The organism is Pseudomonas peradeniyensis, assembly GCF_014268935.2.
GTDB classification, from domain to species: Bacteria; Pseudomonadota; Gammaproteobacteria; order Pseudomonadales; family Pseudomonadaceae; genus Aquipseudomonas; species Aquipseudomonas peradeniyensis.
Genome location: NZ_JABWRJ020000002.1, coordinates 1,145,753 through 1,171,472, shown reverse-complemented (window position 1 = coordinate 1,171,472; position 25,720 = coordinate 1,145,753). Strand labels below are relative to the sequence as shown.

Here is a 25,720-nt window from a genome sequence, read left to right as displayed (position 1 = left end):
CGGGCTTGTCCCGCGATGGGTCGTCAGCGTTTAGACCGCCAGCGCGCGCTCACGCAGCTCGCTGTTGAGGATGCGGTCGTTCTCGCTGTAGTCCACCGGGCAGTCGATCACGTGCACGCCCGGGGTCTTGATGCAGTGCTCAAGCAGCGGCAGGAAGCCTTCGGCGCTTTCCACGCGGTGGCCGTTGGCACCGTAGGCTTCGGCGTATTTGACGAAGTCCGGGTTGCCGTAGTCCAGGCCGAAATCGGTGAAGCCCATGTTGGCCTGCTTCCAGCGGATCATGCCGTAACCGTCGTCACGCAGGATCACCACGGTGATGTGCATGCCCAGACGTACCGCGGTTTCCAGCTCCTGGCTGTTCATCATGAAGCCACCATCGCCGCATACCGAGATGACCGGGCGATCCGGGTACACCAGGTGCGAGGCCATGGCCGATGGCAGGCCGGCGCCCATGGTCGCCAGGGCGTTGTCCAGCAGCACGGTGTTGGGCTTGTGGGCCTTGTAGTTGCGGGCGAACCAGATCTTGTAGATGCCGTTGTCCAGGGCGACGATGCCTTCGGACGGCAGGGCGCGACGGATGTCGGCGACCATGCGCTGCGGGTAGACCGGGAAGCGGTTGTCGTCGGCGCCTTCGGCGATCTGCGCTTCGTTGGCTTCACGGATGGCCATCAGGCGGGTGAAGTCCCAGTGGCTGGTGTCGGTCAGCGCTTCGCTGATCTGCCACACGGCGTTGGCGATGTCGCCGATCACTTCCACTTGCGGGAAGTACACGGCATCGACTTCAGCCGAGCGGAAGCTGACGTGAATGACTTCGGTGCCACCACGGACCATGAAGAACGGCGGCTTCTCGATCACGTCGTGGCCGATGTTGACGATCAGGTCGGCGGCTTCGACGGCGCGGTGCACGAAGTCACCGGACGACAGCGCGGCGTTGCCCAGGAAGCGCGGGTGGCGCTCGTCGACCACACCTTTACCCATCTGGGTAGTGATGAACGGGATACCGGTCTTGTCGATCAGTTGCTTGAGGACCTTGGCGGTCATCTTGCGGTTGGCGCCGGCGCCGATCACCAGGATCGGGTTGCGGGCGTTCTGCAGTTTCTGCACGGCGGCTTCGATGGCCACGTGCTCGGCCAGCGGGCGACGGTGCAGGCTGCGCGGGATCGGCAGGGCGTCGGTCTGCTCGGCGGCGATGTCTTCCGGCAGCTCCAGGTGCACGGCGCCCGGCTTCTCTTCTTCGGCCAGGCGGAAGGCCTCACGCATGCGCGCAGGGATGTTGTCGGCCGAGGCGAACTGGTGGGTGTACTTGGTGATGGGGTCCATCATGCCGCACACGTCGATGATCTGGAAACGGCCTTGCTTGGACTTCTTGATCGGCTTCTGGCCGGTGATCATCATCATCGGCATGCCGCCCAGGTAGGCGTAGGCGCTGGCGGTCACCAGGTTGGTCGCGCCAGGGCCGAGGGTCGACAGGCTGACGCCGGTCTTGCCGGTCAGGCGGCCATAGGTGGCGGCCATGAAGCCCGCGGATTGCTCGTGGCGGGTCAGTACCAGCTTGATCTTCGACTTGCGCAGGGACTCGAGCAGGTCGAGGTTTTCCTCACCGGGAATGCCGAACACATACTCGACACCTTCGTTTTCCAGGCATTGCACAACGACATCGGCGGCCTTGGCCATCTTGCTTCTAACCTCAAGTAATAGGACGGTGAAAGTCCAGAAATGCGCAGCACGGTACGCTGGCATCGCTCGGTCCGGGTGCCAGGATTGCCCCGAACCTAAGCCTTGACGCAGGGTAGGTACGGGGAAGTCACGTAATTGTGACGGCAATATTGTCGCACCTGTGACGAGGCGATGTGAGGTAGCCGACGAGCAAAGGATATTTGCATGATCGTCAGCAAACGGATCCCTGTGTAGGAACAGAATACCGTGGGAGCGGGCTTGCCCCGCGATAAGGCCAGATCAGGCCGTGATGTTATCCGGGCATGCGCCATCGCGGGGCAAGCCCGCTCCCACGCCAGATTTCTTTACCAGGGTGGAAAAGACAAAACCCCTACCTGCTCGCGCAGATAGGGGTTTTGCGAAATGAATCTTGACGATGACCTACTCTCACATGGGGAAACCCCACACTACCATCGGCGATGCATCGTTTCACTGCTGAGTTCGGGATGGGATCAGGTGGTTCCAATGCTCTATGGTCGTCAAGAAATTCTGTTGCCAGAACATCCAGATGGATACTCCAGCGAATTCGGATATGTGATTTTGTGAAGCTGCGAACTTTCGGTTCTTTCGTCTTCACCACCACAATTTGGCCTCAGCGCAAATTGCTTGGGTGTTATATGGTCAAGCCTCACGGGCAATTAGTATTGGTTAGCTCAACGCCTCACAGCGCTTACACACCCAACCTATCAACGTCGTAGTCTTCGACGGCCCTTCAGGGAGCTCAAGGCTCCAGTGAGATCTCATCTTGAGGCAAGTTTCCCGCTTAGATGCTTTCAGCGGTTATCTCTTCCGAACATAGCTACCCGGCAATGCCACTGGCGTGACAACCGGAACACCAGAGGTTCGTCCACTCCGGTCCTCTCGTACTAGGAGCAGCCCCTCTCAAATCTCAAACGTCCACGGCAGATAGGGACCGAACTGTCTCACGACGTTCTAAACCCAGCTCGCGTACCACTTTAAATGGCGAACAGCCATACCCTTGGGACCGGCTTCAGCCCCAGGATGTGATGAGCCGACATCGAGGTGCCAAACACCGCCGTCGATATGAACTCTTGGGCGGTATCAGCCTGTTATCCCCGGAGTACCTTTTATCCGTTGAGCGATGGCCCTTCCATACAGAACCACCGGATCACTAAGACCTACTTTCGTACCTGCTCGACGTGTGTGTCTCGCAGTCAAGCGCGCTTTTGCCTTTATACTCTACGACCGATTTCCGACCGGTCTGAGCGCACCTTCGTACTCCTCCGTTACTCTTTGGGAGGAGACCGCCCCAGTCAAACTACCCACCATACACTGTCCTCGATCCGGATAACGGACCTGAGTTAGAACCTCAAGGTTGCCAGGGTGGTATTTCAAGGATGGCTCCATGAGAACTGGCGTCCCCACTTCAAAGCCTCCCACCTATCCTACACAAGCAAGCTCAAAGTCCAGTGCAAAGCTATAGTAAAGGTTCACGGGGTCTTTCCGTCTAGCCGCGGATACACTGCATCTTCACAGCGATTTCAATTTCACTGAGTCTCGGGTGGAGACAGCGCCGCCATCGTTACGCCATTCGTGCAGGTCGGAACTTACCCGACAAGGAATTTCGCTACCTTAGGACCGTTATAGTTACGGCCGCCGTTTACCGGGGCTTCGATCAAGAGCTTCGCTTGCGCTAACCCCATCAATTAACCTTCCGGCACCGGGCAGGCGTCACACCCTATACGTCCACTTTCGTGTTTGCAGAGTGCTGTGTTTTTAATAAACAGTCGCAGCGGCCTGGTATCTTCGACCGGCGTGGGCTTACGCAGCAAGTGCTTCACCCTCACCGGCGCACCTTCTCCCGAAGTTACGGTGCCATTTTGCCTAGTTCCTTCACCCGAGTTCTCTCAAGCGCCTTGGTATTCTCTACCTAACCACCTGTGTCGGTTTGGGGTACGGTTCCCAGTTATCTGAAGCTTAGGAGCTTTTCTTGGAAGCATGGCATCAACCACTTCGCGCTCTAAAGAGCACTCGTCATCAGCTCTCGGCCTTAAGATCCCGGATTTGCCTAAGATCTCAGCCTACCACCTTAAACTTGGACAACCAACGCCAAGCTGGCCTAGCCTTCTCCGTCCCTCCATCGCAATAACTGGAAGTACAGGAATATTAACCTGTTTTCCATCGACTACGCTTTTCAGCCTCGCCTTAGGGACCGACTAACCCTGCGTCGATTAACGTTGCGCAGGAAACCTTGGTCTTTCGGCGTGCGAGTTTTTCACTCGCATTGTCGTTACTCATGTCAGCATTCGCACTTCTGATACCTCCAGCAAGCTTCTCAACTCACCTTCACAGGCTTACAGAACGCTCCTCTACCGCATCACCAGAGGTGATACCCGTAGCTTCGGTGCATGGTTTGAGCCCCGTTACATCTTCCGCGCAGGCCGACTCGACTAGTGAGCTATTACGCTTTCTTTAAAGGGTGGCTGCTTCTAAGCCAACCTCCTAGCTGTCTAAGCCTTCCCACATCGTTTCCCACTTAACCATGACTTTGGGACCTTAGCTGACGGTCTGGGTTGTTTCCCTTTTCACGACGGACGTTAGCACCCGCCGTGTGTCTCCCATGCTCGGCACTTGTAGGTATTCGGAGTTTGCATCGGTTTGGTAAGTCGGGATGACCCCCTAGCCGAAACAGTGCTCTACCCCCTACAGTGATACATGAGGCGCTACCTAAATAGCTTTCGAGGAGAACCAGCTATCTCCGAGCTTGATTAGCCTTTCACTCCGATCCACAGGTCATCCGCTAACTTTTCAACGGTAGTCGGTTCGGTCCTCCAGTCAGTGTTACCTAACCTTCAACCTGCCCATGGATAGATCGCCCGGTTTCGGGTCTATACCCAGCGACTAAAGCGCCCTATTAAGACTCGCTTTCGCTACGCCTCCCCTATTCGGTTAAGCTCGCCACTGAATATAAGTCGCTGACCCATTATACAAAAGGTACGCAGTCACCTAACAAAGTAGGCTCCCACTGCTTGTACGCATACGGTTTCAGGTTCTATTTCACTCCCCTCTCCGGGGTTCTTTTCGCCTTTCCCTCACGGTACTGGTTCACTATCGGTCAGTCAGTAGTATTTAGCCTTGGAGGATGGTCCCCCCATGTTCAGACAAAGTTTCTCGTGCTCCGTCCTACTCGATTTCACTGGCAAGAGATTTTCGTGTACGGGGCTATCACCCACTATGGCCGCACTTTCCAGAGCGTTCCACTAATCTCAAACCAGCTTAAGGGCTGGTCCCCGTTCGCTCGCCACTACTAAGGGAATCTCGGTTGATTTCTTTTCCTCAGGGTACTTAGATGTTTCAGTTCCCCTGGTTCGCCTCTTGCACCTATGTATTCAGTACAAGATAACCAGCTTGTGCTGGCTGGGTTCCCCCATTCAGAGATCTCTGGATCACAGTCTGTTTGCCGACTCCCCAAAGCTTATCGCAGGCTACCACGTCTTTCATCGCCTCTGACTGCCAAGGCATCCACCGTATGCGCTTCTTCACTTGACCATATAACCCCAAGCAATCTGGTTATACTGTGAAGACGACATTCGCCGAAAATTCGCATTTCGCTCATTGCTGAGCAGAACTCACAAATTTTACCTTAGCCTGAATAACCAGCAGTGAAACTGGCATTCAGTCTATCTATCACATATCCGAATTTTTAAAGAACGATCTGACAAAAGTCAGAAATCAACATTCATCAACGAATGTTCATTTCTAAGTTCTGAGCAGTGCTGCGAAACCTGAAAGAGTGGTGGAGCCAAGCGGGATCGAACCGCTGACCTCCTGCGTGCAAGGCAGGCGCTCTCCCAGCTGAGCTATGGCCCCATTTGACCAGCCGCACCAAGTAATTGGTAGGTCTGGGCAGATTTGAACTGCCGACCTCACCCTTATCAGGGGTGCGCTCTAACCAACTGAGCTACAGACCTATAACAGGGTCGCGTTACAGCATCGTCTTTACACAATGAATCAAGCAATTCGTGTGGGAGCTCATCAGCAGGCTGATGTCTTCGATTAAGGAGGTGATCCAGCCGCAGGTTCCCCTACGGCTACCTTGTTACGACTTCACCCCAGTCATGAATCACACCGTGGTAACCGTCCTCCCGAAGGTTAGACTAGCTACTTCTGGTGCAACCCACTCCCATGGTGTGACGGGCGGTGTGTACAAGGCCCGGGAACGTATTCACCGCAACATTCTGATTTGCGATTACTAGCGATTCCGACTTCACGCAGTCGAGTTGCAGACTGCGATCCGGACTACGATCGGTTTTGTGAGATTAGCTCCACCTCGCGGCTTGGCAACCCTCTGTACCGACCATTGTAGCACGTGTGTAGCCCAGGCCGTAAGGGCCATGATGACTTGACGTCATCCCCACCTTCCTCCGGTTTGTCACCGGCAGTCTCCTTAGAGTGCCCACCATAACGTGCTGGTAACTAAGGACAAGGGTTGCGCTCGTTACGGGACTTAACCCAACATCTCACGACACGAGCTGACGACAGCCATGCAGCACCTGTGTCAGAGTTCCCGAAGGCACCAATCCATCTCTGGAAAGTTCTCTGCATGTCAAGGCCTGGTAAGGTTCTTCGCGTTGCTTCGAATTAAACCACATGCTCCACCGCTTGTGCGGGCCCCCGTCAATTCATTTGAGTTTTAACCTTGCGGCCGTACTCCCCAGGCGGTCAACTTAATGCGTTAGCTGCGCCACTAAAATCTCAAGGATTCCAACGGCTAGTTGACATCGTTTACGGCGTGGACTACCAGGGTATCTAATCCTGTTTGCTCCCCACGCTTTCGCACCTCAGTGTCAGTATCAGTCCAGGTGGTCGCCTTCGCCACTGGTGTTCCTTCCTATATCTACGCATTTCACCGCTACACAGGAAATTCCACCACCCTCTACCATACTCTAGCTCGCCAGTTTTGGATGCAGTTCCCAGGTTGAGCCCGGGGCTTTCACATCCAACTTAACGAACCACCTACGCGCGCTTTACGCCCAGTAATTCCGATTAACGCTTGCACCCTCTGTATTACCGCGGCTGCTGGCACAGAGTTAGCCGGTGCTTATTCTGTCGGTAACGTCAAAACAGCAAGGTATTAACTTACTGCCCTTCCTCCCAACTTAAAGTGCTTTACAATCCGAAGACCTTCTTCACACACGCGGCATGGCTGGATCAGGCTTTCGCCCATTGTCCAATATTCCCCACTGCTGCCTCCCGTAGGAGTCTGGACCGTGTCTCAGTTCCAGTGTGACTGATCATCCTCTCAGACCAGTTACGGATCGTCGCCTAGGTGAGCCATTACCTCACCTACTAGCTAATCCGACCTAGGCTCATCTGATAGCGCAAGGCCCGAAGGTCCCCTGCTTTCTCCCGTAGGACGTATGCGGTATTAGCGTTCCTTTCGAAACGTTGTCCCCCACTACCAGGCAGATTCCTAGGCATTACTCACCCGTCCGCCGCTGAATCAAGGAGCAAGCTCCCGTCATCCGCTCGACTTGCATGTGTTAGGCCTGCCGCCAGCGTTCAATCTGAGCCATGATCAAACTCTTCAGTTCAATACTGCTTGGGTTTTTAAGAAACCCTAAACTTGGCTCAGCAATCTCAAATGACTATGTGATTTCTCGCATGGCCACTTGTGATGCTGATAATCTTGGCGACTATCAGTCCGTACTCACAAGCACCCACACGAATTGCTTGATTCAATTTGTTAAAGAGCGTTTGGTCAAGAGCTTTTCGTCTCAACCGAGGCGCGCATTCTACGCTTTCCTCATTTCATGTCAAGCGTTGTTTTGAAGTCTTTTTCGAAGCTGCTTTCTGCAAAACACCTTCAACCTCAACAACTTACCGCTTGCCTCGTGGCGTTCAACGCTGCGAGGAGGCGAATAATACGCGGTTTGATTTCAGAGTCAACACCTTGATCTGAAAAAACTTTCGATCGCCATCCGGCGGCCGTTCGGCAACTATTCGACGCGGTTGCCGCTCTGTAGAGAAACACGCAAGCGGAGCGGCTGCCATGAGCGATGCACAGAGCGAGAAGACCCCGGGGCTGTCGCCGGACGAAGAGCAGGAAGTCAGCCACAACCAACCGCCCCGGGCAGCGGTGCTGCACGAGATCATCCGCGCCCAGGGTGACCAGGAACTGGAACGCACCCTCGCCGCCTTGTGGTGGTCGGCGCTGGCGGCCGGCCTGACCATGGGCCTTTCGTTGATGGCCATGGGGCTGTTCTACGCCCGCCTGCCCGAAGGCGACAGCGCCCAGGTAGTCGCCAGCCTGGGCTATAGCGCAGGCTTTCTGGCGGTGATCCTCGCCCGCCAGCAACTGTTCACCGAAAACACCCTGACCGCTGTGCTGCCGCTGATGACGACCCCCACCCTCACCAACCTGGGCCGCCTGCTGCGCCTGTGGACCATTGTCCTGCTCGGCAACCTGGCCGGCACCTTGCTGGTGGCCTGGGTGATGCTCGAACTGCCGATCTTCGACAGCAAGACCGATGTCGCCTTTCTGGATGTCGGCCGCAAGGTAATGGAGAACGGCATCGGCCAGATGTTCGCCAAGGGCATCGTCTCAGGCTGGATGATCGCCACCATGGTCTGGATGATCCCGTCCATGGAGCACGCCAAGATCTGGATCATCCTGATGATCACCTACCTGATGGCCCTGGGTGACTTCACTCATATAGTGGTGGGCTCGGTCGAGGTGTCCTATCTGGTCTGGGCCGGCGAGCAAAGCTGGAGCGCCTTCTGGCTCGACTTCGCCCTGCCCACCCTGGCCGGCAACATCATTGGCGGCAGTTTCATCTTCGCCTTGATCAGCCATGCCCAGGTGCGCAGCGACAGCGGCAAGCCACCCTCGAAACTATTGAAGGACGATAAAGGGAGCAAGAACTAGCGCGCGGCAACCGCCCGCTCGGACGCCCTGCCCCGCTGCGGCAATGGCCGCGGTCGCCACCAGTTCTGCCCCGGATGCGGTGAGTCGAGGCTGACCCGCTCGCCCATCTGTGGCGTGCTCAGTTGCACCTGGGCGGCATTGGCCAGTGCCAGGATGCGCTCGAAGGGCTCCTGCCAGCTGTGGATCGACAGGTCGAAGGTGCCGTTGTGGATCGGCAGCAGCCAACGGCCCTTCAGGTCCAGGTGCGCCTGCAGGGTCTGTTCCGGCTGCATGTGCACATTGGGCCAGGCAACGTTGTAGGCGCCGGTCTCTATCAAGGTCAGGTCGAAGGGCCCGTAGCGCTCGCCGATCTCGCGAAATCCGGCGAAGTAACCGGTATCGCCACTGAAGAACAGCCGCAGCCCTTCGTCGATCATCACCCAGGACGCCCACAGCCTGCGATTGCTGTCGAACAACCCACGCCCGGAGAAGTGCTGCGCCGGCGTGGCGGCGAAGCGCACGCCTTCGACCTCGGTTTCCTGCCACCAGTCCAGTTGCCGCACCTTGGCCGGCGGCACACCCCACTCGATGAGCAGGTCGCCTACCCCCAGCGGCGCGAGAAAGTGCTCGGTGCGCGGCGCCAACCGGCGAATTGCCTGCTCGTCGAGGTGGTCGTAATGGTCATGGGACAGGATCACCGCGGTCAGCGGCGGCAGGTCGTCGAGCGTCAGCGGCGGCGCATGGAAGCGCAGCGGCCCGGCCCACTGCACCGGTGAGGCGCGTTCGGCGAACACCGGGTCGGTAATGAAGAAGCGCCCGCGCAGCTTGAGCAGTACCGTAGAGTGGCCGAGGCGCCACAGGCTGTGATCCGGCGCGTCGGCCACCTGCTGGCGGGTCATCGGCTGCAGGCTCAGCGCCGCGTCTGGTCGAGTTTGCGGCGGCTTGCGCAGCAGCAGGTACTTGACGCCGATGCGCAGTTTCTTGAGCACGCCGTCCCTGGGCAGCTCGATCTGGTTGTGAAAGCGTCCGTCCCGGCGTGGTGCCGGCTCGCCAGCGGGGGTAGCCATGGGGACCATGAGCAGCAGCACTCCGCAAATGAAGAAGGCCTTCATATTACTCCACAGGGTCGGATCAACCGTGAAATGGCTTGTAAGGTCATTTTTCGCCGATGAACGATTGTTCAACAATATTCATACAACTTATGCGATAAACGGCGCCCCACAGAAGAACGACAACCATGATCGACAACCGCAGCGGTAAGGGGCTCTCTTTTGTCAGGCGCATCTACCTGCCGCGCATCATCGGTCTGGGGATCGGCCTGTTCAGCGTGATGGCGGCCATTGCCCCGCTGAACCCGCCGCAGTGGGCCTGGGCCCTGCTGCTGTTCAACGGCCTGCTCTGGCCTCATGTGGCCTACCAATGGGCCCTGCGCTCGGCCACGCCCTACCAGGCCGAACAGCGCAACATCCTGCTGGACTCCTTGATGGGCGGATTCTGGACCGCGGCGATGCATTTCAACCCGCTGCCCACCGTGACCATCCTGTCAATGATGACCATGAACAACGTCGCCGCCGGTGGCAAACGGGTGCTGCTGCGCGGCCTGCTGGCCCAGCTGGGCGGCATGCTGCTGGCCAGCGCCCTGCTCGGCACCGGCCTGCAGCCCCAGGCCACGCAGTTGCAGGTGCTCGCCTGCCTGCCGATGCTCACCTTCTACCCCCTGGCCCTGGGCTGGGTGTGCTATCAACTGGCGATCAAGCTGGCCGAGCACAAGCGCCGGCTCAGCGCCCTGAGCCGCACCGACAGCCTCACCGGCCTGCTCAACCATGGTTCGTGGAAGGACCTGCTGCTGCTCAAGTTCCAGATCTGCCAGCAACAACAGCTGCCGGCGGTCATCGCCCTGATCGACATCGACCACTTCAAGACCATCAACGACACCTACGGCCATGTGGTCGGCGACTGCGTGCTGCGCCAGCTCAGCCAGGAACTGCGGCGCAGCCTGCGCGAGGACGACCTGGCCGGGCGCTACGGCGGCGACGAGTTCTGCGTAATCCTCCCCGGCGCCCAGGAAGCCCAGGCCTGCCAGGCCATGGAGCGCCTGCGCGAACGCGTCGGCGCCTACCGCAACCCGCAACTGCCGGACCTGCGCATCAGCCTGAGCATCGGCCTGGCGGACTTTCGCGCCACCCTCGCCTCGCCCGAGCATTGGCTGGAACAGGCCGACAAGGCCCTGTACGCCGCCAAGCACCAGGGGCGCGATCAGGTCAATTTCGCCCGCGGCGAGGCCGCCCTGCTCAAGCTGGCCTATCCTGACTGAACCTTCGCCCAGGCCCCGGGCGCAGACAGCAGTTGAAGGAGTCGCCCGTACATGGACAGGAACGTCGACCTTTCATCCTCCAGCCCCACCTCGCGCCTGCAGGTGCGCCGCTTGGTCGGCGGCTTCTGCGCGCTGTTCGGGCTCGCCTGCGTGTTCACCCTGGTGGCGCTGTTCAACATCGCCGCCACGCTGGACCGCCAGGCGCAGGAGCAGAGTACCTTCCAGGCTACCCAGGCGTTGGAGCAGCGGCTGGTGGCCTCGCGCCAGTTCCTCTCCAGCTACGCCGTCTGGGACGTCGCCTACGAACATCTGGTCGGCAAGGTCGACTGGCAGTGGGCGTATGAAGAGAAGAACGTCGGCGAGTCGCTGTACAGCGCCAGCGGCTATGAAGGCGTGTTCGTGGTCGAGGATGGCCGCACTACCTACGCCCTGTTCAAGGGCAAACCCACCGACTCGCCGGCCAGTGCCCATATCGACAGCCCCCTGGCGCCGATCATCGACGCGGCGCGCAAGGCGGCCCCGGCCCGCGAGCAGGTGACCCACTTCGTGCGCTTCAACGGCTGGCCGGCGGTGCTCAGCGCGGCGGCGGTGCGCCCGGATAAAGAGGTAACCGAGGCGGACGTGCGCCAGGCGCCGGTGATGGTATTCGTCGACCAACTCACCGAGGCCAAGCTCGCCGTGCTGGGCAAGGGCGCGGGCCTGACCGGCATGCGCCTGGAGAAGAACAGCGCCGCCCAGGCCGGACAACCACACATCGCCCTGGGTGAAACCGGCTATCACCTGGCCTGGAACACGCCGCTGCCGGGTCGCCAGCTGCTTCACGCCTTCCTGCCGCCGCTGCTTGCGGTGCTGCTGGTACTCGGCCTGGTGCTGCTCTACCTGTTCCGTCATGCCCTGCGAAGCTCCCGCGCCATCGACGACAGCCTGCTGCGCCTGCAGCAGAGTAACCGGGCCCTGGAGGCCAGCGAGCAGCGCTTTCGCGCGGTGGCCGAGGCCGCGTCGGACTGGATCTGGGAAACCGACCGCCAGCACCGCCTGACCTACCTGTCGCAGCGCTTCGTCAACGTCACCGGTTACCGGCTTGAGGACTGGCTCGGCCAGCCGCTCAACCAGTTGCTGGCCTGCGACACCACGCCCCTGCTGCCCTGGCTCGACAGCCAGGCCGACGAAAACCCGCAGCAACTGGCCAACCTGCGCTGCAACTACGATGACGCCAACGGGCAGAACCGTTACTGCCGCGTATCGGCGCGCTCGATCATCTACGAGGGCAAGCTTGCCGGCTTTCGCGGCACCGCCAGCGACATCACCGACGAAGTCGCCGCCCATGCCCGCATCCAGCACTTGTCGATGCACGATGCCCTCACCGGCCTTGCCAACCGCAACAAGCTGTCGCGCCACCTCGAGCAGGCCCTGCTACGCGGCAGCGACTCACCGCCGCTGACCTTGCTGCTGCTCGACCTGGACAGTTTCAAGCCGATCAACGATTCCCTCGGCCATCCGGCCGGCGACGCAGTGCTGCAGGAGGTGGCCGGCCGCCTGCGCGACACCACACGCGACGGTGACCTGGTGGCCCGCCTGGGCGGCGACGAGTTCGTCCTGGTGCTGCATGGCCTGGACAACCGCAGCGAGATCGACCGCTTCTGCGCCCGCCTGCTCGACCTGCTGCAGCAACCCATCGCCTACGAGGAACACCAGTTGCACATCGGCGCCAGCATCGGCGTCGCCCAGACCCGGGTCCAGGGCTACGATGCCGGCGAGCTGATCCGCTGCGCCGATATTGCCCTTTACCAGGCCAAGGCCGACGGCAAGAACACCTGGCGTTACTTCTCGCCGGAGATGAACCAGCAGATCCAGTACCGACGGCAACTGGAAAACGATCTGCGCCGGGCGATCAAGCAGCATGAGTTCGTGCTGCATTACCAGCCACGCTACCGCCTGGACGACCTGAGCATCGTCTCGGTGGAGGCCTTGTTGCGCTGGCAGCATCCCGAGGAAGGCCTGCTCGGGCCGGACACCTTCATCCCGCTAGCCGAGCAGAGCGACCTGATCGTGCCCCTTGGTCGCTGGGTGCTGGCCGAGGCCTGCCGCAATGCCCGCGACTGGCCCAACGAGCTGCTGGTCTCGGTCAACCTGTCGCCGGCGCAGTTCTCGCGCAGCGATGTGGTCGCCGATGTACGCCAGGTGCTGCTGGACACTGGTTTCCCGGCCCAGCGCCTGGAACTGGAGATCACCGAGAACGTGATGCTCAACGACATCGAAGGCGCCCTGGGCACCATGCTCGCGCTCAAGGAGCTGGGCGTGCGCCTGAACATGGACGACTTCGGTACCGGTTACTCGTCGCTGGGTTACCTGCGCACCTACCCCTTCGACAGCATCAAGATCGACAAGCGCTTCATCGCCGGGCTGAGCAGCCAGAGCGGCAACGACCGGGCGGTGGTCCAGGCCATCATCAACCTGGGCAAGGCCATGGGGCTGACGGTCACCGCCGAGGGGGTGGAGACCGAGCAGCAGTTGCAGGCGCTGGACAAGGAACAGTGCCATGAGGTTCAGGGCTACTACCTGAGCAAGCCGGTGGACCGGGCGGGGTTCGAGGCGCTGCTGGCGGGCCGGGAGGTGCGCCAGCAGGATGTGTCCTGAGTCCCTCTTGATGCATGCCGTCAGCGCAGGCTGCGCTCGGCCACGATCTCCGGCAGGTCGGTGCGCTTGAGGTAGATACGCAGCGGCTCGCCGATGTTCAGCCGGTCGTCCACGTGCTGCTCCAGCAACAAGGCCAGGCGCTCCCGGCACAAGGCCATGCGCGTGTCGGCCTCGGGGCGCCAGACGAACTCGTTGCAGGGGATGATGCTGTCGTCGGCGACGTCCATGCCGAACGAATCTTCGGAAAACCGCACGATATGAATGCCGCGCTTGCCGTGGAAGCCGACAAAGCCCTTGAGCTGTTCGGCGGCGTTGCAAATGTCCTGGGAAGTGATGGCCATGGCGTAACCTCGCAAAATTCGGAAGTGACGCACGCAGGGAACGGTCACCTCTGGCGGGCGACGCGCAGGTGCCAGCCTAACGCAACTGCCGGAATCTTCGCCACGCTTTCTCGCCCCTTCCCGTTTCAGCCGCTTGGCGCCGCCACCGGGTCGACCTGCGACGCCAGCAGCGCCGCCAGCCAGTTCATGAACGCCTGGACCCGTCGCGGCACATGGCGCTGCCGCGCATACAGCAGCGACACCGGCATGGCCCGCGCCTGCCAGGGCTCGAGCAGCGATACCAGTTCACCGTTGCGCAGGTGTTCATCGACACCCACCGCCGGCACCTGGATCAGCCCGAGTCCGGCCAGGCAGGCGGCCGAGTAGGCTTCGGCATTGTTCACCGTGACCACGCCGGCCATGGCCTGGAAGCGCAGCTCGCCCTCCTGCTCGTATTCGAACCCGGCGCTGCGGGCACCGAGGTTGCGCACATAGTGGACCAGCCGATGGCCGGCCAGATCCTGCAGGTTCCGTGGCACGCCGTGACGCTCGAGGTAGGCGGGGCTAGCACAGTTGCGCATGCTCAGGCGCCCCACCGGGCGGGCGACCACGTCCAGGTCGCTGAGCGCGCCGATGCGCATCACGCAGTCGAAGCCTTCGCGCAGCAGGTCGACCTGGCGGTCGGTGCAGCTGAGCTCCACTTCCAGACGCGGGAAACGCTCGAGAAACCCTGGCAGCGCCGGCACGATCAGCCGCCGCGCCATCATGGTCGGCAGGTCGATGCGCAGACGCCCGGCCAGGTCGGCATCGTCGGCGCTGAACAGGCTTTCGATCTCGTCCATGCCCGACAGCAGGTCCTTGCTGCGCTCGTAGAGCAAGGCGCCGTCCTGGGTGGTCTGCACCCGTCGCGTGGTGCGGTTGAACAGGCGCGTGCCGAGCAAGCGCTCCAGCGCACGCACCTGCTCGGAGACGGTCGAGCGCGGCAAGCCCAGGCTCTCGCCGGCCAGGGTGAAACTGCTCAGTTCGCTGACCCTGACAAAGGTGCGCAACAGCTCCAGCTTGTTCATCACGGGCTCCCATTGTCCATTCAATACGAACAGTATTTCCGGAATCCGTGGATTTAACAGCCATCAACCGATCAATAACCTGTCATTCAACAACCACCCCACCGAGGTAACCGACATGACTCGCAAGATCGCACTGATCACCGGCGCCAGCCGCGGCCTGGGCAAGAACACCGCCGAACACCTGGCCGCTCGCGGCATCGACATCATCGGCACCTACCACAGCAAGGCCGACGAGGCCCGCGCCGTGGCCGCCTCGCTCGAACAGGCCGGCGTGCGCGCCGCCATGCTGCAACTGGATGTCAGCGACAGCACCAGCTTTGCCGCCTTCGCCGAGCGCCTGGGCGACACCCTCGAACAGCAGTTCGGCCGTCGTCAGCTGGACTTCCTGGTGAACAATGCCGGCATCGGCCTGAACGTGCCGTTCAGCGAGACCAGCGAGGCGCAGTTCGACCAGTTGTTGAACATCCAGCTCAAGGGGCCATTCTTCCTCACCCAACGCCTGCTGCCGCTGCTGGCCGACGGCGGGCGCATCGTCAACATCTCCACCGGCCTGACCCGCTTCGCCCTGCCCGGCTATGCCGCCTACGCGGCCATGAAGGGAGCCATGGAGGTGCTGACCCGCTACCAGGCCAAGGAACTGGGCGCGCGCGGCATTCGCGTGAACATTCTCGCACCGGGCGCCATCGAGACCGACTTCGGCGGTGGCGTGGTGCGCGACAACCAGCAGGTCAATGACTATATTGCCGGCAACACGGCGCTGGGACGCGTCGGCCTGCCCGACGATATCGGTGCGGCCATCGCCCTGTTGCTGGAGGATGGCAATGGCTGGATCACCGGGCAGCGGCTGGAGGTGTCTGGGGGGATGTTCCTCTAGGCACGCGGCAGACTGACTGGCTTGCTACGCGTTTCCCTGTAGGAGCGGCCTTGTGTCGCGAAAGGGCTGCGTAGCAGACCCAGCAATTTGTGCACTGATGCTAAAGCCTGGGGCCGCTTCGCGACCCTTTCGCGGCACAAGGCCGCTCCTACACAGGGAAACGCATGGATCCTGGTCGTTCAAACGCGGCTCAGGGCCTGATGCAGCGCCGCCACGGCGGGCAGTGCCAAGGCTTCATGGGACATGCACAACCCGACCCGACGCCGCAGCGTCAGGCCGCTGCCCGGCTGCCAGTAGACACCCGGGCAACGCTCGACCAGCGACTGCGGTAACCAGGCCGCACCCTGCCCGGCGGCGACCATGGCCAGGACCCGTTGCAACGAACCGGCCTGGCCGACCTGCTCGCCCCCGTCATACAAGCCCATCAAGCGTTGGTGCGAAGGGTGCTGCGGGCAGGTGATCCAGCGCCCGTCCGGCTGGCTGCCGGTGGCCATCACCCGCACGAACGCTTCCTCCCACAGCGGCAGGAACAGTTCGTCCTCGCAACGCTGGGCCTCGTCGGCCAGACGAGCGTCGCCATCGCAGCCTTCCAGCAGGGTCAACTGCAGACCCACCACCGCCTGGCTGGCCAAGCGCACACAGGCCTCGACCTGGGCCGGCGCGATGTCGGCCTCGATGCCCAGCGCCAGCGGCACCCGCTCCTGCCCCTGGCGAAACCGCAGGCGCAGGGCCTCGGCCTCGGCCACCATGCGGCAGGCCTGGGGATACAGCTCGCGGGCCTGTTCGCTGACTTCGACGCCGCGGGCTTGGCGCAGGAACAGTTCGGCGCCCAGGTCCTCCTCCAGCTGGCGAATGGTCACCGACAAGGTCGGCTGTGCCACGCACAAACGCTGGGCGGCTACAGTGATGTTGCGCGCTTCGAAGACCGCGATGAATGCCTTGAGATGACGGATATCCATAGATAGAACCGATGCCAGCCAAAGAAATAAGCCGTTTTTCATGGCCGCGAGCGCTATCTAGAATCCTGGCCATCGAAAGTGATTATGCCTTGGAGGCAACCATGAACAAACCCCTGATTATCGTCACTGGCGCCAGCTCCGGTATCGGCGCCGCCACCGCCCAACACTTTAGCGCTGCGGGGCATCCGCTGCTGCTGATCGCCCGACGCCTGGAACGCCTCGAGGCGCTGGCACTCCCCAATTGCCTGTGCCGCGCCGTGGATATCCGCGACCGGGCGGCGCTGGTGGCCGCCGTGGCAGATGCCCAAGCGCTGTACGGCCCGGCCGATGCCCTGGTGAACAACGCAGGCGTGATGCTGCTGGGGCAGATGCACGAGCAGGATCCGGAGCAGTGGGAGCGCATGTTCGACATCAACGTCAAGGGCCTGCTAAACGGTGTGCATGCGCTGGTGGGCGGGATGATCAAGCGGCGCCACGGCACGCTGATCAACGTCAGCTCCGTGGCCGGGCGCAAGACCTTCCCCAACCATGTGGCCTATGTAGGCAGCAAGTTCGCCGTGCACGGGCTGTCGGAGAACCTGCGCGAGGAGTTGGCGCCGCACAATGTGCGGGTGGTGACCATCGCGCCGGGCGCAGTGGAGACAGAGTTGCTCGGACACACCACCGACGAGGGCATCAAGCGCGACTACGAGGCGTGGAAGGCCAATGACATGGGCGGCGTGGTACTGAGCGCCGAGGATGTCGCCGGGGCGATCGTCTGGGCCTACCAGCAACCGCAGCAGGTGTGCATTCGCGAGATCGTGCTGGCGGCGACCGCCCAGCAGCCCTGAGATTGATGCGCCCCGTTCCTCGGCAAGCCCCACCCCGCGATGAAAAACCAGGCAAAAAAAATGGGCGACCGAAGTCGCCCTAAATGCCTTGCGTGCTCGTGAATCGGGAAGGATCAGCGCTGATTGCGCTTTTTCGAGTCCTTCCAGATGAAAATGCCCAGACCGGCGAAGAACGCCAACATCAACCCGACCGTTACCACACCGGCGATAACCACGTTGTCGAAGAACATGTCGGCCCCTCCCTTGATGTGCCGTCATCCGATGGGTGCAAGGTAACCAATGCCGGGAGGGGGAAAATTGACCGGAGTCAATGGCGCCCGGAGCCGGGCGCGCGAGGCGGGTGCAGGGTTGACCTGCATCAAGTTTCAGCGCTTCTTGGGTTTGCCCTTGGGCTTTTTCTTCTTGGCCTGGGCCAGCGGCATGGCCTGCTCGAAGGCCTGGCGCATGTCGTTCAGGCGCTTGTCGTTGAGGTCGTGGATGCGTTTGGCGCGTTCGGCGCCGAAATCGATCAGGTTGTCTTGGCTCATGGCGGGCTCGACGGACAGCAGAGGCCTCAATGATGAAGGCTAGCGGCGGTGCTGACTAGTCAGACTTCGATATCCACCAGCAACCCCTGGCGCGTGCGCTCGCCCATCGGCGCCACCGGCACGGTGTTGTCGGCATTGAGCTCTTCGCCCGGCACGGCCTCGTACCGATCGCCTTCAGCCTGCTTGCGCCTTTTTTGCTGACGGCGTTGCTCGTCGCGCAGCAGCAGGGCCTGCTCTTCGGGATCGCGATGATTCTTCAGGTCAATGGTGCCGTCGCTGGAGGTCGGCTGCGCGGGTACTACCGGCGGGATGGTCGGCGGCGGCTTGACCGGATCCTGTTGCGAGGTCACGGGGGCGGCACTGAGCGGGATGATCGGCGGCAGCATGGTGGGTCTCCTGTAGCCTTGTTATCGGCTGGTGGTGCGCCGCCTTGAATGCCCGCGGTCGAAGGTGTGCGGCGTGTCACAGCACCGCACCGGGCTGAAGTATAGCGCGGGCTTACTCGGCCTCGTCGTCCGGGTCGTCGTCGGGCGCGGCGCTCGACTCGCTCCAGGGCCGCTTGTAGACCTGCTGCCAGACCGCGTCCATGTGCTCGCGCACGACCTGCGGGGCGCTCTTGAGCGAAGCGCTGTCCTCGCGCTCACCGCCGAACGCGTCTTCACCCGGCGGGCTGATCAGCGACTGGCCGGTGATGGTGTAGATCGCCTGGCCCTCACGCATCTCGATGGCGATGTCGTGGGGGTCGATGCCGCCGCCGCAGAAGGCGTGGCTGGCCACGGTCACTTCGGCGACGCCGTCCTTGTTCAGGTCACCGACATCGCTGACATCGGTATAGAAGTCGACGTCCAGGTCCAGCCCGGCGCAGGTAGTCTCCTGCTCGATCTGCCAGCGCGCCTTGAAGGCATCACCGCCGGCGGCGCGGCCATACAGAGTGGCCTTGAGCACCACCTTGTCGACTTCCTCCTCGGTATCGGGGTCGGTGGCCTGGCCGTCGACCCGGCTCAGCACCAGCAGGCCTTCACCCTCGCGGTCGTGGAAGTGCACGCTCTTGATCGGCGTCTGCACACCGAGCACCTCCAGTTGCTCGACCGGAATCGGCGGCAGGACTTCGAAGCTCTTCTGTTCGCAGGCGGCCAGCAGCGCGAGGCTGCCCAGGCCCAGGGTGACGTTCAACCAGCGGTGCTTGGCAACCATGTTGGCGCGTGGCCCTCGTGACGGGACGGTGTTCGTCGATGAAAGCGCTAGACTCTTCACATTCATTGGTCTGGCGAAGCCGATCCGTTAACATAGTCGGCTTTTTCATCGCGGGAGTTTTGGCAGTATGGCGCAGCAGTATCAACCGGGGCAACGCTGGATCAGCGACAGCGAAGCCGAGCTCGGTCTTGGGACCATCCTGGCGCAGGATGGCCGCCTGTTGACCGTGCTCTACCCGGCCACGGGCGACACCCGCCAGTACTCGCTACGCAATGCGCCGCTGACCCGCGTGCGCTTTTCGCCCGGCGACCTGATCACCCACTTCGAAGGCTGGAAGCTGACCGTGCAGGAGGTCGATGACATCGACGGCCTGATGGTCTACCACGGCATCGACGGCCAGAACCAGCCGCGCACCCTGCCCGAGACGCAGCTGTCGAACTTCATCCAGTTCCGCCTGGCCAGCGACCGCCTGTTCGCCGGGCAGATCGACCCGCTGTCGTGGTTCTCGCTGCGCTACAACACCCTGCAGCACACCAGCAAGCAGATGCTTTCATCGCTGTGGGGCCTGGGCGGCGTACGCGCCCAGCCTATCGCCCACCAGTTGCACATCGCCCGTGAAGTGGCCGACCGCATCGCCCCACGGGTCCTGCTGGCCGACGAAGTAGGCCTGGGCAAGACCATCGAGGCGGGCCTGGTGATCCACCGCCAGCTGCTGTCCGGGCGCGCCAACCGCGTGCTGATCCTGGTGCCCGAGAACCTCCAGCACCAGTGGCTGGTGGAAATGCGCCGGCGCTTCAACCTGCAGGTGGCGCTGTTCGACGCCGAGCGCTTCATCGAGAGCGACGCCAGCAACCCGTTCGAGGATGCCCAGCTGGCGCTGGTCGCCCTGGAGTGGCTGGTCGAGGACGAGAAGGCCCAGGACGCGCTGTTCGCCGCCGGTTGGGACCTGATGGTGGTCGACGAGGCCCACCACCTGGTCTGGCACGAGGAACAGGCCAGCGCCGAGTATGCGCTGGTCGAGCAACTGGCCCAGGTCATCCCGGGCGTGCTGCTGCTCACCGCCACCCCGGAACAGCTTGGCCAGGACAGCCACTTCGCCCGCCTGCGCCTGCTCGACCCCAACCGGTTCCACGACCTGGCCGCCTTCCGCGCCGAGAGCGAGCACTATCGCCCGGTGGCCGAAGCCGTGCAGGAACTGCTCGACGAAGGCCGTCTGTCGCCGAAGGCCCACGCCACCATCCAGGGCTTCCTCGGCGCCGAAGGCGAAGCCCTGCTGGCCGCGGTCAGCGATGGCGACAGCCAGGCCAGCGCCCGTCTGATCCGCGAGCTGCTCGACCGCCACGGCACCGGCCGCGTGCTGTTCCGTAACACCCGCGCGGCGATCCAGGGCTTCCCCGAGCGCCAGCTGCACCCCTATCCGCTGGCCAATCCCGACGCCTACGCCGAGCTGCCTTCGGGCGAGCGCGCCGAGCTGTACCCGGAAGTGGCCTTCCAGGCCCAGGGCGAGACTGGCGAAGGCGAGCGCTGGTGGCGCTTCGACCCACGGGTCGACTGGCTGATCGACACCCTGAAGATGCTCAAGCGTACCAAGGTCCTGGTGATCTGCGCCCACGCCGAGACCGCCATGGACCTGGAAGACGCCCTGCGCGTGCGTTCCGGCATCCCGGCCACGGTGTTCCATGAAGGCATGAGCATCCTCGAGCGCGACCGCGCCGCCGCCTACTTCGCCGACGAGGAATTCGGCGCCCAGGTGCTCATCTGCTCCGAGATCGGCAGTGAGGGCCGCAACTTCCAGTTCGCCCATCACCTGGTGATGTTCGACCTGCCGGCCCACCCCGACCTGCTCGAGCAGCGCATCGGCCGTCTCGACCGGATCGGCCAGAAGCACACGATCCAGCTGCACATCCCGTACCTGCAGGACAGCCCGCAGGAGCGCCTGTTCCAGTGGTACCACGAAGGCCTCAACGCCTTCCTCAACACCTGCCCGACGGGCAACGCCCTGCAGCACCAGTTCGGCCCACGCCTGCTGCCGCTGCTGGCCGACAGTGACGAGAAGAGCTGGGGCAAGCTGGTGGCCGAGGCCCGCGCCGAGCGCGAGCGCCTGGAAGCCGAGCTGCACACCGGCCGCGACCGCCTGCTGGAGCTCAATTCCGGTGGCGCCGGCGAAGGCCAGGCACTGGTCGAGGCCATTCTCGAACAGGATGACCAGTTCGCCCTGCCGATCTACATGGAAACCCTGTTCGACGCCTTCGGCATCGACAGCGAGGACCATTCGGAAAATGCCCTGATCCTCAAGCCAAGCGAGAAGATGCTCGACGCCAGCTTCCCGCTGGGCGACGACGAAGGCGTGACCATCACCTACGACCGTGGCCAGGCGCTGTCGCGCGAGGACATGCAGTTCCTGACCTGGGAACACCCGATGGTCCAGGGCGGCATGGACCTGGTGCTGTCCGGCTCGATGGGCAACACCGCAGTTGCGCTGATCAAGAACAAGGCGCTCAAGCCCGGCACCGTGCTGCTCGAATTGCTCTACGTCAGTGAAGTGGTGGCCCCGCGCAGCCTGCAGCTGGGCCGCTACCTGCCGCCGGCCGCGCTGCGCTGCCTGCTCGACACCAACGGCAACGACCTGGGCCCGCGGGTGGCATTCGAAACCCTCAACGACCAGCTCGAAAGCGTGCCCAAGGCCAGCGCCAACAAGTTCGTCCAGGCCCAGCGCGACGTGCTGGCCAAGCGCATCGCCGCCGGCGAGGCCAAGGTCCTGCCGACCCACGACGAACGCGTGGCCCAGGCCCGCCAGCGGCTTACCGCCGAGGCCGACGAGGAACTGGCGCGCCTGACCGCGCTGAAGGCCGTGAACCCGAGCGTGCGTGACAGCGAGATCGATGCCCTGCGCAAGCAGCGTGAAGAAGGGCTGGCGGCGCTGGACAAAGCGGCGCTGCGCCTTGAGGCGATCCGAGTGCTTGTCGCGGGTTGATCTCTAAAGTGGTCATCGCGGGGCAAGCCCGCTCCCACGAGCCCGTCAGGGAATCGTGGGAGCGGGCTTGCCCCGCGATCGCTTCAGCCTGTCGATATTCATTTAGACCATCCAGCTATTGCCTTCATATCCAAATGGTAGAAATCAAAGTGCCATTAATCAGGAAGGCTTAAGCACCCGTTTCTATACTCCTGCAGGAACAGTCTCCATCCGTGCTTATTGGGGACGAGTGAAGACTCGACGAAGAGGCCTGCAATGGAGTGGCTGGGACTGCAATTGTTCGCCGAGCTGCCGGCGACCGGACAGATCATCCTCGACTGCCGACACAACCCCTTCCTGGTGCTGCTCGCCTTCATCGTGGCCAGCGCCGCCTGTTTCGCCACCCTGGACATGAGCGAACGCCAGAGCCACTGCGAAGACCGCTTCGCCCGTCGGCAATGGCGGGTGCTCGGCGCCTGCTGCCTGGCCGGCGGGATCTGGGCCATGCACTTCATCAGCATGCTGGCGTTTCAGGCACCGCTGGAGATCCACTTCGACGCGCCGCTGACCGGCCTGTCGCTGCTGGTGGCCCTGCTCGCCGCCTGGCTAGCGATGAACAGCCTCAACCGCAGCGAAATGCGCCTGCGCCATTACCTGCAGACCGCATTGTTCATCGGCCTGGGCATCAGCGTCATGCACTACACCGGCATGGCCGCCCTGCAGACCAGCGCCCAGCAGTACTACCAGACCGGCCTGCTGCTCGCCTCCATCGGCATCGCCGTGCTCGCCAGCCTGGTGGCGCTGCTGATGGCCCGTTACTTCAACACGGGCAGCGGCACCCTGCACCTGCTGCTCAAGTACGGCGCCAGCCTGCTGATGGCCGGCGGCATCGTGCTGACCCATTTCACCGGCATGGCCGCCATGACCCTGGTAATTCCCGGCGAAACCGCCCTGCGCCTGCCATCGGCCGACAACAGCCTGCAACTGGCGCTGACCATCGCCGTCATCACCCTGCTGATCAGCGGCGGCAGCATCAGCGCGGCGCTGGCCGACAAGAAGCTGCAAAGCAAGGAGCACGACCTGCGCCGAGTCAATGTGCTGCTCAGCCAGCTCGACCAGGCCCGGGCCTCGCTGCAGCAGGCCGCCCACTACGATGCCCTGACCAACCTGGTCAACCGTCGCGGCTTCAACCAGGTGTTCGCCGAGCGCCTGGCCGAACAGGCCGCCCATGAAGGCATGCTGGCAGTGATGTTCCTCGACATCGACCATTTCAAACGCATCAACGACAGCCTCGGGCATGCCGCCGGCGACGAGCTGCTCAAGGTGATCGCCGGCCATATCAAGGCCGCCACCCGCGGCCAGGACCTGGTGGCGCGCTTCGGTGGCGACGAGTTCTGCATCGTCACCAGCCTCAACAGCCGCGACGAGGCCCGCCACCTGGCCCAGCGCATCATGCAGCGGATGAAGGAGCCGATCGACCTGGCGGGCCGGCGCATGGTGATGACCACCAGCATCGGCATCAGCATCTTCCCCGACGACGGCCAGAGCACCGAGGAGCTGCTGAAGAACGCCGACCTGGCGCTGTACCAGTCCAAGGGTTGCGGGCGCAACAGCCTGAACTTCTTCAACAATGGACTGAAGACCCGCGCCACCCTGGAGCTGCAACTGGAGGAGGAACTGCGTGTGGCGCTGTTCGAGGAACGCGGCCTGTGCGTGCACTACCAGCCGATCTTCGACCTGCGCAGCGGCCAGGTGGCCAAGCTCGAGGCCCTGGTGCGCTGGCAGCACCCGCAACACGGCCTGCTCAGCCCTGACCGCTTCATTTGCATCGCCGAGGCCAACGGCCTGATCGCCGAACTGGACCTGTGGGTGCTGCGCCGGGCCTGCGAGGACCTGGCCCAGCTCAATCGCCATGGCTATGGCGAACTGAAGGTCACGGTGAACTGCTCGGCGCTCACCCTTGGCCGCGAAGAGCTGGCCACCGAGGTGGAGATGGCGCTGTTCCAGGCCGGCCTGGCGCCGCGCCAGCTGGAACTTGAGGTCACCGAAAACGCGCTGATGGGCGACATTCACCACACCATCAGCCTGCTCAAGCGCATCCGCGCCCAGGGCGTGGCGCTGTCGATCGACGACTTCGGCACCGGCTATTCGTCACTGGCCTACCTCAAGCGCCTGCCACTGGACGTGCTGAAGATCGACCGCTCGTTCATCCAGGATGTGCCAGGCAGCCAGAAGGACCGGGAGATCGTCCAGGCGATCATCATCATGGCCCACACCCTGCACCTGAAGGTGGTCACCGAAGGCGTCGAGACCGTCGAGCAGCATGAGTTCCTGGCCAGCCATGGCTGCGACTACCTGCAGGGCTACCTGCTCAGCCGGCCGGTGCCGCTGTCCGAGCTGCGGCCGATCCTCGAACGGCTCGACCGCCAGCCGGGCGAACTCAGTCCTTGTTGCGATACAGCGCTACCAGGGTCGCCGGATCTTTTTGCAGATAACCCTGGCTACCGTGCAGGCGCATCAATTGCGCGGCGAGGCCACTGAGCGGCGTCGCCGAGCCCTGCTCGCGGGAGAATTTCACCGCGGTGTCGAGGTCCTTGAGCAAGGTGCGCACGTGCCACTTGACCGGCTCGAAGCGGCTCTCGGCCATCTGCGGGGCAAGGATCTGCAGCGGCCTGGAGTCGGCAAACCCACCCGCCAGCGCCTCGGCGATCAGCCGCGCATCGACCCCTGACTGCTCGGCCAGCGCCACTACCTCGGCGATTACCAGTGCATTGCAGGCCACGATCATCTGGTTGCACGCCTTGGTCACTTGGCCTGCGCCCACCGCGCCCATGTGCGTGACCCGCTGGCCCAGGGTCAGCAGCACCGGCCGCGCCCGCTCGAGATCATCCGCCTCGCCACCGACCATGATCGCCAGGGTGCCGGCCTCGGCCCCCGGCGTGCCACCGGACACCGGCGCATCGAGCCAGGCCATGCCGCACAGGGCGGCCAGCTCGGCGGCCATCTCCCGGGTGGCGGTCGGCTCAAGGCTGGAGAAGTCCACCAGCAACTGACCGCTGCGCCCGCCCTGGGCGACGCCCTGCTCGCCGAACACCACCTCGCGCACCACCGCCGTGTCGGCCAGGCACAGCAGCACCATGTCCGTCGCCTGGCACAGCTCGGCGGGGCTGGCGGCCAGTCGCGCACCGGCGGCGACCAGCTCGGCGCACTTGTCCGGGCTGCGGTTCCACACGGTCAGCGGATACCCGGCGGCCAGCAGCCGACGGCACATCGGCAGGCCCATCAGGCCGATCCCGGCAAACCCCAGCGAAGGCAATGCAGTACTCATGAGCAACTCCAGATTAAAGAAGCGTGACAAACGGACGATGCAATGCGGGTGCGAAGGGAAAAACCTTAGTCCGACTAAGGAAACCCCCTATCGCATAAGAAAAAGACGCACTGATAAAGTCGCGAAATTTCTC

At 62.5% G+C, this 25,720-nt stretch carries 17 protein-coding genes, 2 tRNA genes and 3 rRNA genes; 7 read left to right on the top strand and 15 right to left on the bottom strand.

The genetic code is table 11. The annotated features are described in order from the left end of the window. Positions 1 to 30: 30 nt before the first annotated feature. From HU751_RS14740 to HU751_RS14715, 6 genes are all read right to left on the bottom strand, one after another. Positions 31 to 1,674 (bottom strand): acetolactate synthase large subunit, encoded by a 1,644-nt coding sequence (locus tag HU751_RS14740; RefSeq protein WP_023629316.1) that lies wholly within the window; start codon positions 1,672 to 1,674, stop codon positions 31 to 33. 410 nt (positions 1,675 to 2,084) lie between these two features. Further along, positions 2,085 to 2,200, bottom strand: a 5S ribosomal RNA gene (gene rrf, locus HU751_RS14735). Between the two features lie 133 nt (positions 2,201 to 2,333). Next, positions 2,334 to 5,226 (bottom strand): 23S ribosomal RNA (locus tag HU751_RS14730). Positions 5,227 to 5,471: 245 nt separating this feature from the next. Next, a tRNA-Ala gene (locus HU751_RS14725) sits at positions 5,472 to 5,547 on the bottom strand. A gap of 24 nt (positions 5,548 to 5,571) precedes the next feature. After that, a tRNA-Ile gene (locus HU751_RS14720) sits at positions 5,572 to 5,648 on the bottom strand. 86 nt (positions 5,649 to 5,734) lie between these two features. Then, positions 5,735 to 7,271 (bottom strand): 16S ribosomal RNA (locus HU751_RS14715). Together the 16S, 23S and 5S rRNA genes with 2 tRNA genes alongside form the textbook arrangement of a ribosomal RNA operon. A 458-nt stretch (positions 7,272 to 7,729) precedes the next feature. On the opposite strand from HU751_RS14715, the gene HU751_RS14710 reads away from it, so the two are divergent. Continuing rightward, a complete protein-coding gene (locus HU751_RS14710) occupies positions 7,730 to 8,605 on the top strand; it encodes a formate/nitrite transporter family protein (protein ID WP_186735286.1) in 876 nt (291 codons plus the stop codon). Here HU751_RS14710 and HU751_RS14705 read toward each other — a convergent pair. Further along, positions 8,602 to 9,696 (bottom strand): MBL fold metallo-hydrolase, encoded by a 1,095-nt coding sequence (locus tag HU751_RS14705; RefSeq protein WP_186735287.1) that lies wholly within the window; start codon positions 9,694 to 9,696, stop codon positions 8,602 to 8,604. The two genes, HU751_RS14710 and HU751_RS14705, sit on opposite strands and share 4 nt — an antisense overlap. A gap of 125 nt (positions 9,697 to 9,821) precedes the next feature. Here HU751_RS14705 and HU751_RS14700 point away from each other — a divergent pair, with 125 nt between their 5' ends. Continuing rightward, the gene (locus HU751_RS14700) at positions 9,822 to 10,898 is read left to right on the top strand and encodes a diguanylate cyclase (protein WP_186735289.1); all 1,077 of its coding nucleotides are present in this window, start codon (positions 9,822 to 9,824) and stop codon (positions 10,896 to 10,898) included. 51 nt (positions 10,899 to 10,949) lie between these two features. Continuing rightward, positions 10,950 to 13,535, top strand: coding sequence for a bifunctional diguanylate cyclase/phosphodiesterase (locus tag HU751_RS14695; RefSeq protein WP_186735291.1), 2,586 nt, complete (start codon positions 10,950 to 10,952; stop codon positions 13,533 to 13,535). Positions 13,536 to 13,555: 20 nt separating this feature from the next. On the opposite strand, the gene HU751_RS14690 is transcribed toward HU751_RS14695, so the two are convergent. Beyond that, positions 13,556 to 13,876, bottom strand: a complete 321-nt coding sequence (locus HU751_RS14690) for a DUF2025 family protein (RefSeq protein ID WP_186716147.1) — start codon at positions 13,874 to 13,876, stop codon at positions 13,556 to 13,558. Between the two features lie 125 nt (positions 13,877 to 14,001). Then, positions 14,002 to 14,922 carry a LysR family transcriptional regulator gene (locus tag HU751_RS14685; RefSeq protein ID WP_186735293.1) on the bottom strand — a complete coding sequence of 307 codons (921 nt, stop codon included), beginning with the start codon at positions 14,920 to 14,922 and terminating at the stop codon, positions 14,002 to 14,004. 115 nt (positions 14,923 to 15,037) lie between these two features. Here HU751_RS14685 and HU751_RS14680 point away from each other — a divergent pair, with 115 nt between their 5' ends. Beyond that, positions 15,038 to 15,796, top strand: coding sequence for an SDR family NAD(P)-dependent oxidoreductase (locus HU751_RS14680; RefSeq protein WP_186735295.1), 759 nt, complete (start codon positions 15,038 to 15,040; stop codon positions 15,794 to 15,796). A 179-nt stretch (positions 15,797 to 15,975) separates the two neighbouring features. Here HU751_RS14680 and HU751_RS14675 read toward each other — a convergent pair whose 3' ends face one another. Next, positions 15,976 to 16,755 (bottom strand): LysR family transcriptional regulator, encoded by a 780-nt coding sequence (locus tag HU751_RS14675; protein WP_186735297.1) that lies wholly within the window; start codon positions 16,753 to 16,755, stop codon positions 15,976 to 15,978. Between the two features lie 101 nt (positions 16,756 to 16,856). Here HU751_RS14675 and HU751_RS14670 point away from each other — a divergent pair, with 101 nt between their 5' ends. Further along, on the top strand, positions 16,857 to 17,585 hold the full coding sequence (locus HU751_RS14670; protein WP_186735299.1) for an SDR family oxidoreductase: 729 nt from the start codon (positions 16,857 to 16,859) through the stop codon (positions 17,583 to 17,585). A gap of 113 nt (positions 17,586 to 17,698) precedes the next feature. Here the strand turns inward: HU751_RS14670 and ccoM are convergent, their stop codons facing one another. From ccoM to HU751_RS14655, 4 genes are all read right to left on the bottom strand, one after another. Continuing rightward, a complete protein-coding gene (gene ccoM, locus HU751_RS27080) occupies positions 17,699 to 17,815 on the bottom strand; it encodes a cytochrome c oxidase subunit CcoM (protein ID WP_023629476.1) in 117 nt (38 codons plus the stop codon). 135 nt (positions 17,816 to 17,950) lie between these two features. Then, positions 17,951 to 18,112, bottom strand: coding sequence for a hypothetical protein (locus HU751_RS14665; RefSeq protein ID WP_096048546.1), 162 nt, complete (start codon positions 18,110 to 18,112; stop codon positions 17,951 to 17,953). Between the two features lie 59 nt (positions 18,113 to 18,171). Further along, the gene (locus HU751_RS14660; protein WP_186735301.1) at positions 18,172 to 18,498 is read right to left on the bottom strand and encodes an aspartate-semialdehyde dehydrogenase; all 327 of its coding nucleotides are present in this window, start codon (positions 18,496 to 18,498) and stop codon (positions 18,172 to 18,174) included. 112 nt (positions 18,499 to 18,610) lie between these two features. After that, positions 18,611 to 19,306: a M949_RS01915 family surface polysaccharide biosynthesis protein gene (locus tag HU751_RS14655; RefSeq protein ID WP_028692112.1), complete on the bottom strand. Its 696-nt coding sequence runs from the start codon at positions 19,304 to 19,306 to the stop codon at positions 18,611 to 18,613. Between the two features lie 127 nt (positions 19,307 to 19,433). Between HU751_RS14655 and rapA the strand changes: the two genes are divergently transcribed. Both rapA and HU751_RS14645 read left to right on the top strand, forming a co-directional pair. After that, a complete protein-coding gene (gene rapA, locus HU751_RS14650; protein WP_186735303.1) occupies positions 19,434 to 22,280 on the top strand; it encodes an RNA polymerase-associated protein RapA in 2,847 nt (948 codons plus the stop codon). A 255-nt stretch (positions 22,281 to 22,535) separates the two neighbouring features. Then, entirely contained in the window at positions 22,536 to 24,800 is a 2,265-nt protein-coding gene (locus HU751_RS14645; protein WP_186735305.1) for a putative bifunctional diguanylate cyclase/phosphodiesterase, read from the top strand. Here HU751_RS14645 and HU751_RS14640 read toward each other — a convergent pair. Next, a complete protein-coding gene (locus tag HU751_RS14640; protein ID WP_050704234.1) occupies positions 24,700 to 25,587 on the bottom strand; it encodes an NAD(P)-dependent oxidoreductase in 888 nt (295 codons plus the stop codon). The two genes, HU751_RS14645 and HU751_RS14640, sit on opposite strands and share 101 nt — an antisense overlap. Between the last annotated feature and the right edge of the window lie 133 nt (positions 25,588 to 25,720).

Coding starts and splice junctions, on each gene's coding strand:
- HU751_RS14740 (WP_023629316.1), bottom strand. CDS start 1,674: ATGGCCAAGGCCGCCGATGTCGTTGTGCAATGCCTGGAAAACGAAGGT.
- HU751_RS14710 (WP_186735286.1), top strand. CDS start 7,730: ATGAGCGATGCACAGAGCGAGAAGACCCCGGGGCTGTCGCCGGACGAA.
- HU751_RS14705 (WP_186735287.1), bottom strand. CDS start 9,696: ATGAAGGCCTTCTTCATTTGCGGAGTGCTGCTGCTCATGGTCCCCATG.
- HU751_RS14700 (WP_186735289.1), top strand. CDS start 9,822: ATGATCGACAACCGCAGCGGTAAGGGGCTCTCTTTTGTCAGGCGCATC.
- HU751_RS14695 (WP_186735291.1), top strand. CDS start 10,950: ATGGACAGGAACGTCGACCTTTCATCCTCCAGCCCCACCTCGCGCCTG.
- HU751_RS14690 (WP_186716147.1), bottom strand. CDS start 13,876: ATGGCCATCACTTCCCAGGACATTTGCAACGCCGCCGAACAGCTCAAG.
- HU751_RS14685 (WP_186735293.1), bottom strand. CDS start 14,922: ATGAACAAGCTGGAGCTGTTGCGCACCTTTGTCAGGGTCAGCGAACTG.
- HU751_RS14680 (WP_186735295.1), top strand. CDS start 15,038: ATGACTCGCAAGATCGCACTGATCACCGGCGCCAGCCGCGGCCTGGGC.
- HU751_RS14675 (WP_186735297.1), bottom strand. CDS start 16,755: ATGGATATCCGTCATCTCAAGGCATTCATCGCGGTCTTCGAAGCGCGC.
- HU751_RS14670 (WP_186735299.1), top strand. CDS start 16,857: ATGAACAAACCCCTGATTATCGTCACTGGCGCCAGCTCCGGTATCGGC.
- ccoM (WP_023629476.1), bottom strand. CDS start 17,815: ATGTTCTTCGACAACGTGGTTATCGCCGGTGTGGTAACGGTCGGGTTG.
- HU751_RS14665 (WP_096048546.1), bottom strand. CDS start 18,112: ATGAGCCAAGACAACCTGATCGATTTCGGCGCCGAACGCGCCAAACGC.
- HU751_RS14660 (WP_186735301.1), bottom strand. CDS start 18,498: ATGCTGCCGCCGATCATCCCGCTCAGTGCCGCCCCCGTGACCTCGCAA.
- HU751_RS14655 (WP_028692112.1), bottom strand. CDS start 19,306: ATGGTTGCCAAGCACCGCTGGTTGAACGTCACCCTGGGCCTGGGCAGC.
- rapA (WP_186735303.1), top strand. CDS start 19,434: ATGGCGCAGCAGTATCAACCGGGGCAACGCTGGATCAGCGACAGCGAA.
- HU751_RS14645 (WP_186735305.1), top strand. CDS start 22,536: ATGGAGTGGCTGGGACTGCAATTGTTCGCCGAGCTGCCGGCGACCGGA.
- HU751_RS14640 (WP_050704234.1), bottom strand. CDS start 25,587: ATGAGTACTGCATTGCCTTCGCTGGGGTTTGCCGGGATCGGCCTGATG.